This window comes from Yersinia enterocolitica, assembly GCA_002082245.2.
In the GTDB taxonomy this organism is placed as follows: Bacteria; Pseudomonadota; Gammaproteobacteria; order Enterobacterales; family Enterobacteriaceae; genus Yersinia; species Yersinia enterocolitica_E.
Map to the genome: position 1 here is coordinate 923,473 of NBTC02000002.1, position 12,607 is coordinate 936,079.

Here is a 12,607-nt window from a genome sequence, read left to right on the forward strand (position 1 = left end):
GTTTACCTCACTATGTCAGTCAGTAGCGTTGCATGAAACGGCCTGCCCACCTGTATTACTATCGCGCCATGCTGCGTCGACTACTGATTTCGATCATGCTGGGTATGATGGCAGCCTTGATTGTTTGGTTATTCCATCAAGCAATGTTGGGCTTGGAGTGGCTGTTATTTGCCCGAACTGATGGCAGTCTGGTAGCCGCTGCCTCTTCTATTACTGGCTGGCGACGCGCATTAACCCCCGCATTAGGTGGTTTGGCCGCCGGTGCTCTTTTATGGGGATACCAGCGTTACCGAAAACAAAAGCCCAGTGCGCCAACTGATTATATGGAGGCCATCGAGATCGGTGATGGCCGGTTAGATGTTTCCGCCAGTCTGGTCAAGTCTCTCGCTTCATTACTCGTGGTCTCCAGCGGCAGTGCGATTGGTCGCGAAGGGGCAATGGTGCTGTTGGCCGCTTTGTTTGCGTCCGTTTTTGCTCAGCGCTATGCCAAACCTAACGAATGGAAGCTTTGGGTTGCCTGTGGTGCCGCCGCCGGGATGGCCAGCGCCTATCATGCGCCGCTGGCGGGCAGTCTATTTATTGCGGAAATTCTGTTTGGTACGTTGATGCTGGCCTCACTTGGGCCAGTAGTGATCGCTGCCGTCAGTGCATTGCTCACCACCAACCTGCTACACGGTGGCCAGGAAACCCTTTATCAAGTGCAAGCGCTACCATCACCGTGGCCAATACAATATTTACTGATGGCACTATTAGGCTTGCTGGCTGGCTTCTGTGGCCCCTTGTTTTTAAAAGGGATGGCCGCCAGTGGCGATGCTTTCCGCTCGCTGAATCTTTCTCCCCCATTACAGCTTGCGCTGGGGGGGATAATTGTCGGGCTATTATCGCTGATTTTCCCTGAGGTCTGGGGCAATGGCTACAGTGTGGTGCAGTCACTGTTGACAGCTCCGCCAGGGGTTTTATTGATTGCAGGTATATTGATATGCAAATTGTTGGCTGTATTAGCCAGTAGCGGTTCAGGTGCTCCGGGCGGGGTATTCACCCCGACCTTGTTTGTTGGGGCCGCGTTAGGCATGTTATGTGGGCAGATGTTTGCCTGGTGGCCAGCTCTTGGTGACAATATTGCGTTGTTGATGGCACTGACCGGTATGGCGACTCTATTGGCTGCGACCACTCATGCCCCTATCATGGCGGCATTAATGGTTTGCGAAATGACGGGCGAATACACCCTACTCCCAGGATTACTATTATCCTGTGTTATTTCAACAACAATAGCCCGATGGTTGCGTCCGATTTCGGTATATCATTCACGCTAAAATAGGCAACTAATGCAATAGTGGATAGCCACTATTAATTTAATCAGCCCAAAGGGATAAATAGATGATCAGCCGATCGCCGTCAAATCTAAATATTTCGCCAGCGGCTTCTCTTCTGGATGAGGAAGATAAGGTAATTGCCCTAATTGTGGCGCAGGTAACCGTTCGCGTAGCATAGCAATTGTTTCGGCGTAATGAGCTAATCCGGGATTAATTCGATTTGCGACCCATCCCAATAAGGGTAATCCATCGTTGATAATGGCTTGTGCTGTTAATAATGCATGATTGATGCAACCTAATTTAATTCCGACGACTAAAATAACCGGCAATTGTTCCTGTATCACCCAATCAGAATAGAAACGCTGGTCATTCATCATAACTTTCCAGCCACCACAACCTTCGACCACAACCGTATCGGCTTTGGCGGATAAACGTTGTAATCCTTCGGTCATTGCACCGTAATTAATCAGCGTATCCGTGCAGGCATGGATAACATCCCCTTGCAGCGGGAATGGATTAACTTCCTGATAATCCAAATTTATAGAGGATGAAGCCTGCAAAATAAGTGCATCCTGATTACGCAACCCTTCAGGTGTCTCTTTACTTTCTGTCGCTACCGGCTTATAGCCTACCGCTGTTCTGCCATTTTGGCTTAAGGCCTGAAGTAAGGCCCGTGACACCACGGTTTTACCGACAGCAGTGTCGGTACCCGTCACAAATACACGCGTTAACATAACAATACTCCGCAATCTGGCCACTTAGACTCAAGTCTTTCCGCCTAACATTAGCGAAATTGGCAACATGGATAAAAGTCTAGGCGATGCCGACAACAGACAGCTTGCGTTAGCGCAAGGTTTTGCCGAACTGAGAGAGGTTTTTAACGGATAACACCAAATAATAGGAGGAATACATCGTACATACCCACTAATAATTAACCCATAATTATTAGTGTTAATACCTTACCCTTGCAGCAACTTCACCAATAATGAACCGTTATATAACGCTTCTTTTACTAATGCAGCTCCTGGCATTGTGCCCTGATTAAAAAATGCTGTAGGTTCAACCAGAATATTCTCACTGTAAGCAGGTAGTGCTTGTTGACGAATACATGACGCAATTGCCGGATGTAGAATAGATGCGGCTTTATTTAATGGGGAACCGACCAGAATTTTTTCCGGGTTAAATAAATTGACCATAATGGCAATAATTCGGCCAACACTGTGGCCAACGCCCAGAATAATATCTTTAGCTAACTGATCGCCCGCCAGCGCCGCATCACATAAAGATTCAACATTCAGTGGAGAACTGTGTAATAGCGAACTCATTGAACCATTTAATCGTTGCTGGGCAATTTCCAACATATTCTCGATACTGGCAACTGTCTCAAGGCAGCCATGATTACCGCAATAACAGCGCTTGCCGTAGGGATCCACCTGAGTATGACCAATCTCCACTACGCTACGACTACCTGCGTGCAATACCCTTCCGGCAGTGATAACACCAGCACCGACGTTATGATCAATCACCACTTGGATGACATTCTGACAGCCACGTGAAGCACCATACAGTGCTTCGGCCATCGTCCAGGCGCAAATATCGTGTTGTAGATAGACAGGTAATCCCGTGCGCTGTTCCAGTGCTGGGCCAAGCAGCATCTCATCAACATCATAAAACGGCATTTTATGCACAATACCCGCCGGGGCATCAATGATGCCAGGCATAGTAATTGCAATCGCAGTTAACCGCTCAAGCTTGTCTTGATGCCGAATAAAGAATTGATCAACTTCATTGAGAATACGATTAAGTAGCGGTTCAGGATGACTATCCGGTAACGGAATTTGATCCTCAACCACCAGTTTACTGCTGAGATCACGCAAGGCGAGAGTAATAGAACCGCGACTGATACGCCCAGAGACATAATGCCAAGCTTCGGTATCAAGAACTAAACCAATGGCAGGCCGCCCACGGCTGCCAATATCTTGATATTCGGTCTCTTTGACCAGATGAGCCTCAACCAGTTCCCGCACAATCTTCGTGATACTGGCCGGGGCCAGTTGCGCCCGTTTAGACAGTTCAATACGGGATATTGGGCCGAACAAATCAATCAGCCGATAAACGGCTCCTGCATTGGTCTGCTTGATTTGATCAATGTGCCCAGGCTGTCCATCCGTTATCACTGAACCGGCTCCTTCTCTGCCAACCGAGTATTTTTCGCGCTTCTAAATAAAGATTATCGGCTATGTTGGGGCTTTTAGTATATGCCGTCAACTATTTGATTAGTTATGTGATTTACTGCACATAATCACCGGTTTTCCTGGCTTTACTGCTGGTTATTTATACGGAGTCAGTTGGCTGGCGTCGCTTGAGTATCCTTAACCATCAAGCGAATCAACGCTTCTGCTGGGGCGGTTACTGGCCGATGTTTATGATTAACCAACCACACTTCGGTGGTGGCATCAGGTTCAGCCAAAGGTAAATATTTCACCCCATCCACTTTTACTCGGGTAAATGAGGCAGGCAGTATCGACACGCCCAAACCAGAGGACACCAAACCGACGATGGTCATCGCCTCTCCTACTTCTTGCGTAATATAAGGCGTGATACCCGCGCGGGTTAATAGTGCGAGGATTTCATCATACAGGGCAGTACCCACTTCACGCGAAAAGAAAACAAAGGGTTGTTCTGCCAGTGAGCTAAATTTAACACTCCCCGAAGGTAAAGCCGCTAAGGGGCTTTTTTCGTGGACAACGGCAACCAAAGGTTCACGTAACAACAGACGATATTGCAGTGCCTCCGGCAATCGTGTATTGCGCATTACGCCAAGATCAAGCCGCCCATCCAGTAAAGGTTCAATTTGCTGTCTACTGTTAACTTCCCGCATTTTGATATGCACTTGAGGATGCAGTTGCCGGAATGCCTGTAAATTTTTAGATACCGTGCTAATAAAAGGTGCCGATGAAGTAAAACCGATAGTCAGTTCGCCGGATTCTCCGCGATGCAAACGCCCCGCTTTTTCCGCTGCCGAATGCACTTGGGCTAAAATTTGGTAAGACTCCTTTAAAAACAAGGAGCCGGCTTGGGTCAGGCTGACATTACGGTTGTTACGCGCCAAGAGTCGGGCACCAATTTGCTCTTCCAAACTCTGAATTTGCTGGCTGAGTGGTGGCTGAGAAATGCGCAAGCGCTCTGCCGCCCTACCAAAGTGCAATTCTTCTGCTACGGCAATGAAATAACGTAAATGTCTGAGTTCAATACTCATTGCGCTCCATTGATATGTTTAAAGTCTCATTTATAATAATTAATATATTAGACAAAAAACTCAGCTATTTCTATGCTCTTCTCATTAAGCTAAATAGTGGCTAAATCGAAACAGACAGTCTTTAATTGGGTTATTGATAAGGAAATACCGTGACCACCTCTTTGCGCACTACGACCACCGTAGCGCCGACATCCGCAGCACACGATGGTGCAACTTCGTTAGTTCCGCTTCCCGAGGTTACACGTTTAACTAAACGGCCATATATTCAACGTGGTACACCAGAATTTATCCGTGTGACACTGGCTTTCTTTTCAGCAGGATTAGCTACATTCGCCCTGCTCTATTGTGTACAACCCATCCTGCCACTGTTATCTCAAGACTTTAATATCTCACCTGCGGGCAGCAGCTTATCGCTTTCAGCCGCCACCGGCATGTTAGCGTTTGGCCTGATGTTTACCGGTCCACTTTCCGATGCCATTGGACGTAAGTCGGTCATGGTCGTTGCGCTAATGCTGGCGGCTATCTGTACTTTAATTTGTGCCTTTATGACCAGTTGGCAAGGGATTTTGTTGATGCGGGCATTGATTGGTCTGTCCTTAAGCGGCGTTGCTGCTGTGGCCATGACCTACCTCAGTGAGGAGATTCATCCAAGTTTTGTCGCACTCTCCATGGGCTTGTATATCAGCGGCAATTCCATTGGAGGGATGAGTGGCCGCCTGGTGACGGGGGTGTTGAGTGACTTCTTTTCCTGGCGTATTGCACTGGCGGTTATTGGGTTGTTTGCTTTAGCTGCCGCTTGCATGTTTTGGCGAATTCTCCCGCCGTCTAAACATTTCCGCCCAACGTCGTTACGCCCTAGAACACTGGTGATTAATTTCAAGCTGCACTGGCGTGACCCAGGCTTACCACTGCTGTTTGCCGAAGGTTTTCTGATAATGGGCAGCTTTGTCACCTTATTTAATTACATTGGATACCGCTTGTTGGCTCAGCCTTATTATATGAGTCAAGCAGTGGTGGGATTATTATCGATAGTGTATCTGACGGGTTCTTATAGTTCACCGAAAGCAGGTTCGCTCACCAGCCGATATGGTCGTGGGCCGGTATTATTAGCCGCAATAAGTATGATGCTGGCCGGTGTTATTATTACCAGTTTCCCCCCGGTGATTACGATTCTTTTCGGCATGATGATATTTACAGCCGGTTTCTTTGCTGCTCACTCGGTTGCCAGTAGTTGGATTGGGCGCCGCGCTCGTCGCGCTAAAGCTCAAGCCTCATCACTCTACCTATTTTGCTATTATGCCGGTTCTAGCGTAGCGGGAACATTGGGGGGCATTTTCTGGCTTAATTTAGGCTGGACTGGGGTGGTGGGGTTTATTGCGACGCTGCTACTGCTAGCACTGTATGTCGGGCAGCGATTACGTAAATTGCCAGAAGCCGCACGAATTTAATCTTTAATTATCGAGATAAGATCTATTCGGCGCCAAACTATAATTTGACGTCCTGTCGCCTATGTATCTATTATTAATATGAAACTTAATACAGGATTACTGCTAGTTAGCGTGTAAATTAAGTATCTAACGTATTTAGGGATTTTACGAAAAATATTTCCTTAATTTATTTTTTTCAGGAGAACATATGGCAAGTCACTTTCTTACGCTTTGGGACATACTGGTAACAACGTTTTCAATTTTCTTCTTTATTGCTTACTTACTGATTCTATTTCAAGTCATTTCTGACCTCTTCCGTGATCATGAGTTAGGCGGTTTTTATAAAGCAATCTGGATTGTATTTCTGCTTTTCATCCCGCTCCTCACGTCTCTTTTGTATCTCATTACCCGAGGGAAAGGCATGGCGCAGCGTTATCGCGCTACGGTACAGAAGTCGGTATCTGATACCAATGATTATATCCGCCAGGTTGCGGGGAAATCACCAGCAGAACAGATTTCTGATGCCAAGAAATTATTGGATGAAGGCACGATAACTGAAAGCGAATACCAGCAATTGAAAGCTAAAGCATTGGCTTAATATTTGAGCTACCTGCCCCCAACAAGGCTAATATGTCACTTTGAATGGCATTTAGCCTTGTTTATCGCGGCCTGCGGCATGTAACACGGCATCAATTTCCTCGATATGCGGCATTGTTTAAATTTTTCCCTTCCCCTATTTGATATAACTTACTGTAAACTGCCTGATGAAAATTCTTAACAATTTGCCTATCTGCGCCATGTGTTTAGAGGCAAATTTTTCTTCCCACTTGCGAGATTCAGGAATGAAACATTCACCGTTGCGGCGTTCGCTATTATTAGCCGGTCTCACCGTGCCATTGCTCAATTTTACACTACCATCCTGGGCGGCTGGGGCGAAAATGTCATTAGATAATCAACTCGCTGAACTTGAAAAATCGTCAAATGGCCGTTTAGGATTGGCGTTAATCAATACCGACAAGGGCACCAAAGTTCACTATCGTGGCGGCCAGCGCTTTCCATTCTGTAGTACCTTCAAATTAATGTTGGCCGCCGCAGTGTTGGGTCATAGCCAATCTCAGCCAAATCTACTCAGTAAACACATTATTTATCGTGAAAGTGACTTACTCGATTATGCACCGATTACGCGCAAACATTTAGCACAAGGGATGACGGTTGCAGAACTGTGCGCAGCGACTATTCAGTATAGTGATAACACGGCAGCCAATTTGTTAATCAAACAGTTGGGGGGACTCGAGGCGGTTAACCAGTTTGCCCGTAGTATTGGTGATCAGACATTCAGACTGGATCGTTGGGAACCTGAGTTAAATACTGCTTTGCCAAATGATCCTCGAGATACCACAACACCTGCGGCTATGGCAGCCAGTGTCAACAAGTTGGTACTGGGAGATGCCCTAGCTGCACCGCAACGGGAGCAGTTAGCCTTGTGGTTAAAAGGAAATACCACGGGAGCGGCAACTATCCGTGCAGGTGCGCCGACTGATTGGGTTATTGGTGATAAAACCGGCAGTGGTGATTATGGTACGACAAATGACGTCGCGGTGTTATGGCCGGCGAAAGGTGCGCCACTGGTTTTAGTGGTTTACTTTACGCAGCTTAAGAAAGAAGCAGAACCACGTCGTGACGTTTTAGCTGCGGCCACCAAAATTGTTTTAGCGCACCTATCCTGATTATCTGTATGGGGTATTGATATTAATGCCCCGCTATCTAAGATCTGATATTTTTTTTAAAGAACACCACGCGTTCCGTTTCTTGGAAACCTAATGACTGATGCATTTTCTGTGATGCAATGTTATCGGTATCGGTATCGGTATCGGTATCGGTATCGGTATCGGAAGCTAATTCGTTGCAACCTTTTACTCGCCCCCAAGCTTGTATGGCAGTCACTAATTGTGCAGCAATTCCCTTTCTCCGGTATGTATCAACAACGAATATTCCTTCAAGAAAGACGACCGGCGTATTATTGCAACCATTGACATAATCATGCCGAAGTGAAGCATCTGCGAATCCGACGATATCGCCTGAGTCAGCGATAGCAACAAATGAAATTAGCTTATCAGAACAAAAAATTATGTTTTCACCATGATGATGATGCGCATCACCACCATGATGGGGCCAGAGCTGTGTACGGAGTTTTACCCACCCGGATAGTGTGGTCTGATCTATCTTTTGAATTAACATTATTTCCTACGTTAAAGTGGCGTAAAATTGACACTCAAGATAATAAATATTAACCCACCAGTAAATCCACCCTGAAAAACCGTGCTGTTGAATCTTTTGCCATTACGAATAGATATCCCCTTTATTAAAGTTAACAACAGGCTTTCATGGTGCTGTTTTTACTGATATGACACAATGTATGTTGTAACTAAAATCAGCTTAATTGGAAAAGATAATGGCTAAGTATGATTTGATTGAGCGAATGAATGGCAGTTTTGCTGCACTGGAAATTGCATTAGATCATCTCCACCAGCAACTTAATGCGCTCCCCCTACTCGCAGCCCGTGTATTTTCGCTGCCTGAAATTGAAAAAGGTACCGAACATCAACCTATTGAGAAAATCAGCGTTACCGCAAAAGTCGGTAATAAAGCAAAAGAACTGGGGTTACAACATTACCAGCGGTTGTTTATTCATCATCAGGGGCAAAATGCGAGCAGTAAAGCGGCCCTGCGCTTACCCGGGGTACTGTGTTTCAGCGTGAGTGATAAGCAACTGGGGGAATGTGAAAATACTATTGCTCAGATTAATCAGTTGAAAAATGAGTTGGAACATATCATAACCGTCGAGTCTGGCTTACCGAGTGAGCAACGTTTCGAGTTTGTGCATACCCATTTGCATGGTCTGATTACCTTAAATACTTACCGCACCATTACTCCACTCATCAATCCTAGTTCTGTGCGTTTCGGCTGGGCCAACAAACATATAATTAAGAATGTCACCCGTGAAGAGATCTTAGTTCAACTGAATAAAAGCCTTAATGCCGGGCGCGCGGTGCCGCCTTTTAGCCGCGAACAGTGGATGGAATTAATTAGCTTGGAAATTAATGATGTAAAACGTTTACCTGAAAATACCCGCCTGAAGATTAAGCGGCCAGTAAAAGTGCAGCCTATCGCACGAGTTTGGTATCAGGAACAGCAAAAGCAAGTGCAGCACCCCTGCCCTATGCCGTTAATTGCTTTTTGCCAGGTACAATCAGCGGCGGAATTGCCTAAGTTAGGTGAGTTAATAGACTACGATATCAACCAAATTAAGCATAAATATAAGCCGGATGCCAAACCTCTGCGGTTACTGGTGCCAAGGCTGCATCTGTATATCGACGTTGAATAAATAATGCGTTGCCAAGATCAATTCCAGTACGGGCAATAACCATAACGAATTCATATACATTTTTTAAGATAGATATCTGGACGGTTTATCTGCCATACAAAGTCGTGACGATTGATCGCCTGAAAACCAGTCTTTTTATAAAGGAAAGCGGCAGTGTCCGTAACGAGCATAATCCGTCTAAGGCTGGTTGTAACCGGATGAGCCTGACTGCATTCGACCAGCCACTTTGCTAAACCTAATCCCTGGTACTCTTCAAGCACATACACATCACATAAATAGCCAAAAGTGGCATAATCAGTGACCAGACGGGCAAACCCAATCTGTCTTTTTCCATCAAACAGTCCAAAACAAAGGCTATTTTTAACGGAAAGTCTGACCGTTTCCAGATCAATTCCTGGAGCCCAGGAAGAGCATGTTAAAAATGCGTGCATAGCATGAATATCGAAGCGAGATTTGTCTGTCGTAACGATAAAACTTTCCCTGCTGAATTCTTTATGGTTCTCATCCATCGATGTTTCCTTTAGACAAGTTGTATTGCTGATAGTCGCTGCCGTATAGAAAACGGAGATCTGAGTTTGACGGTTGATAACACCGGTTTTTTATCCGTAAAAAACGCCAGTCATAAGGACCGACGTTAATCGTTTGTTTGGCTGGCCGTTATTTCATACTGCCAACCATATCTTCCGGTTTGACCCATTCATCAAACTGTTCACTGGTCAGATAGCCTAATTTCAAGGCGGCAGCTTTGAGTGTAAGCCCTTCTTTATGAGCCTTTTTGGCAATCTCGGCAGCTTTGTCATAACCAATATGGGTATTCAACGCGGTAACTAACATCAAAGACTCATTCAGTAACTGCGTTATACGGTCACGATTTGGCTCAACACCCACCGCGCAATGTTCATTAAAACCGCGCATACCATCGGCCAGCAAACGAATTGATTGCAGGAAGTTATGAATCACCAACGGGCGGAAGACGTTCAACTCAAAATTACCGGATGCTCCACCAATATTGATGGCCACGTCGTTACCCATAACCTGTGCGCATAACATCGTCATGGCTTCACACTGTGTCGGATTCACTTTGCCAGGCATGATTGAACTGCCCGGTTCATTCTCAGGAATCGCGATTTCACCAATGCCACAGCGAGGGCCGGAGGACAACCAGCGCACATCGTTGGCAATTTTCATCAATGAAGCCGCAAGTCCTTTTAAAGCCCCATGACCATGAACTAATGCATCACAAGCCGCTAATGACTCAAACTTATTAGGCGCAGTGATAAATGGTTGATGGGTAAGCGCCGCAATCTCTTTGGCTACTCGCACGGCATATTCTGGATGCGTATTCAGCCCGGTTCCTACCGCCGTCCCCCCTAACGCCAACTCACACAGATGAGGAATAGTCGCTTCAATATGCTGCACGCTGTGAGATAGCATCGCCACCCAGCCTGATATCTCCTGCCCTAAGGTCAATGGCGTAGCATCTTGCAAATGCGTCCGTCCAATCTTCACGATATCGCGAAAGGCGTCCGCTTTGTGTGCCAGAGTCTCCTGCAATGTTTTGAGTTCCGGTAACAAATGTTGCCGCAACCCGATAACCGCAGCAACATGCATCGCCGTTGGGAAGACATCATTTGAACTTTGGCTTTTATTTACATCATCATTAGGATGTACTAACCGATTGTTTCCGCGCTCGCCACCTAACAACTCACTGGCACGGTTCGCCAAAACCTCATTCATATTCATGTTGGTCTGGGTACCAGACCCGGTTTGCCAGATAGACAGTGGAAACTCACTCGGATGACACTCTTCCAGAACTTCATCTGCGGCGCGCATGATGGCCTTTGCCCGTTCGGCTGGTAGTAGCCCTAAATCCATGTTGACCTGCGCCGCTGCCCGTTTGGTCAGTGCCAGAGCATGGATCAGTGCCGTCGGCATTTTTTCTTGCGAGATACGGAAATGTTCCAGTGAACGCTGGGTTTGTGCGCCCCATAATTGATTTGCTGGTACATCGATAGGCCCCATAGAGTCTTTTTCACTGCGGGTGGTCGCCATCACGGTCTCCTTAGCATGTAGAACTGAACGGTTGAGGTATGTCATACCAGTCTCACTGGCGACATGACAACTATCATGGCACATTTGCTGTCACCTTTATGCGATTGATTCGCATTTATATCATTTTGTGATCAATATTCTCATAACGAGCCGGCGGCTAAAACACACCGCTAATTAGCACACTCATCCTTGTGACCACTCAGTTCAACCATCAAATCTCGGATCCAACCATGGCCAGCATGACTATGACTGCGCTCATGCCAAACTAAGCTGACATCAAATTGCTCCGCAAGCCAGCCAACCTCAACCATCGTGAATCGATCCGGCTGCCCCTGCACTTGCCACAATCGCCGTGGAATTAAAGCAACAAGGTCGCTAGTGGCGACTATCTCAGGAACAAAAAGGAATGACGCTGCCGACATAACAACATTACGTTGAAATCCGAATGCCGCCAGAGCATCGTCTATTGGTGTGGTGAAGCTGCCCCCAGAAGGTGAAACAATGACATGCTCTAGTTGGCTAAAATCTGCCATTGTTAACTTGTCTCTAAGCCCCGGGTGGTCCTTCCGCCCGATGAGTACATAAGTTTCATCGAACAAATGGCGTGCTCTTAGACGCGCATGATAGGCACCTTGTGTAATAACCGCTATATCAACCTCGCCACTGGCCAACTGTTGTTCCAACTGGCTCGGATTATAGTGACGAACGGCAATGCGGACCCCCGGTGATCTTTGCCGTAAGGCCAAAACCAGCGGCATGACGACCGCAGCCTGTATGTAGTCAGTACCAGCAATGGTGACCGTCAGTTGAGCCCGCTCGGGATAAAAATCCTTGTGCGATTGCAGCGTGCGGCGCAGTTGGTCCAAAGACGCACGCAGCGGAGTAAGTAACTCCAGCGCTTTTGCAGTCGGCGTCATCCCCCGTCGCGCAGGAACCAGCAAAGGGTCGTCAAATACCTCTCTCAAGCGATTCAGTTGCGCACTAACTGCGGGCTGGCTGAGATTAAGTCGCGCTGCGGCCTTCGTTACATTCTGTTCAGCAAGCAAAGCTTCCAGGGTGACCAACAGGTTTAGGTCTATCCGTGTGGTATCCATTTGGTGGATTCCTTAATATAAAACAATCGATTTCTCTTATCCCTCAGCCGTCATCATAATGCAAGTTCATGTTGTAG

12 protein-coding genes are annotated in these 12,607 nt (G+C 46.7%); 5 read left to right on the forward strand and 7 right to left on the reverse strand.

Features of this window, described 5'->3' with window-relative positions; genetic code table 11:
• Nucleotides 1-32: 32 nt before the first annotated feature.
• Entirely contained in the window at nucleotides 33-1,313 is a 1,281-nt protein-coding gene (locus A6J66_005590; GenBank protein PNM23715.1) for a voltage-gated ClC-type chloride channel ClcB, read from the forward strand.
• A gap of 68 nt (nucleotides 1,314-1,381) precedes the next feature.
• Here A6J66_005590 and A6J66_005595 read toward each other — a convergent pair whose 3' ends face one another.
• The 3 genes from A6J66_005595 to A6J66_005605 form a co-directional block, all read right to left on the reverse strand.
• Nucleotides 1,382-2,047: an ATP-dependent dethiobiotin synthetase BioD gene (locus A6J66_005595; protein ID PNM23716.1), complete on the reverse strand. Its 666-nt coding sequence runs from the start codon at nucleotides 2,045-2,047 to the stop codon at nucleotides 1,382-1,384.
• A gap of 225 nt (nucleotides 2,048-2,272) precedes the next feature.
• A complete protein-coding gene (locus A6J66_005600; GenBank protein ID PNM23717.1) occupies nucleotides 2,273-3,490 on the reverse strand; it encodes an ROK family transcriptional regulator in 1,218 nt (405 codons plus the stop codon).
• A 167-nt stretch (nucleotides 3,491-3,657) separates the two neighbouring features.
• Entirely contained in the window at nucleotides 3,658-4,572 is a 915-nt protein-coding gene (locus A6J66_005605) for a LysR family transcriptional regulator (GenBank protein ID PNM23718.1), read from the reverse strand.
• Between the two features lie 149 nt (nucleotides 4,573-4,721).
• Here A6J66_005605 and A6J66_005610 point away from each other — a divergent pair, with 149 nt between their 5' ends.
• From A6J66_005610 to A6J66_005620, 3 genes are all read left to right on the forward strand, one after another.
• Nucleotides 4,722-6,020 (forward strand): MFS transporter, encoded by a 1,299-nt coding sequence (locus A6J66_005610; protein ID PNM23719.1) that lies wholly within the window; start codon nucleotides 4,722-4,724, stop codon nucleotides 6,018-6,020.
• Between the two features lie 187 nt (nucleotides 6,021-6,207).
• A complete protein-coding gene (locus A6J66_005615; GenBank protein PNM23720.1) occupies nucleotides 6,208-6,597 on the forward strand; it encodes a hypothetical protein in 390 nt (129 codons plus the stop codon).
• A gap of 244 nt (nucleotides 6,598-6,841) precedes the next feature.
• Nucleotides 6,842-7,726, forward strand: coding sequence for a class A beta-lactamase (locus tag A6J66_005620; protein PNM23721.1), 885 nt, complete (start codon nucleotides 6,842-6,844; stop codon nucleotides 7,724-7,726).
• Between the two features lie 37 nt (nucleotides 7,727-7,763).
• Here the strand turns inward: A6J66_005620 and A6J66_005625 are convergent, their stop codons facing one another.
• On the reverse strand, nucleotides 7,764-8,237 hold the full coding sequence (locus A6J66_005625; protein PNM23722.1) for an N-acetyltransferase: 474 nt from the start codon (nucleotides 8,235-8,237) through the stop codon (nucleotides 7,764-7,766).
• Between the two features lie 214 nt (nucleotides 8,238-8,451).
• Here A6J66_005625 and A6J66_005630 point away from each other — a divergent pair, with 214 nt between their 5' ends.
• Nucleotides 8,452-9,384 carry a DNA replication terminus site-binding protein gene (locus A6J66_005630; protein PNM23723.1) on the forward strand — a complete coding sequence of 311 codons (933 nt, stop codon included), beginning with the start codon at nucleotides 8,452-8,454 and terminating at the stop codon, nucleotides 9,382-9,384.
• Between the two features lie 50 nt (nucleotides 9,385-9,434).
• On the opposite strand, the gene A6J66_005635 is transcribed toward A6J66_005630, so the two are convergent.
• From A6J66_005635 to A6J66_005645, 3 genes are all read right to left on the reverse strand, one after another.
• Entirely contained in the window at nucleotides 9,435-9,893 is a 459-nt protein-coding gene (locus tag A6J66_005635; GenBank protein ID PNM23724.1) for an N-acetyltransferase, read from the reverse strand.
• 148 nt (nucleotides 9,894-10,041) lie between these two features.
• Nucleotides 10,042-11,436 carry a class II fumarate hydratase gene (fumC, locus tag A6J66_005640; protein PNM23725.1) on the reverse strand — a complete coding sequence of 465 codons (1,395 nt, stop codon included), beginning with the start codon at nucleotides 11,434-11,436 and terminating at the stop codon, nucleotides 10,042-10,044.
• Nucleotides 11,437-11,606: 170 nt separating this feature from the next.
• Nucleotides 11,607-12,530, reverse strand: a complete 924-nt coding sequence (locus A6J66_005645; GenBank protein PNM23726.1) for a LysR family transcriptional regulator — start codon at nucleotides 12,528-12,530, stop codon at nucleotides 11,607-11,609.
• Between the last annotated feature and the right edge of the window lie 77 nt (nucleotides 12,531-12,607).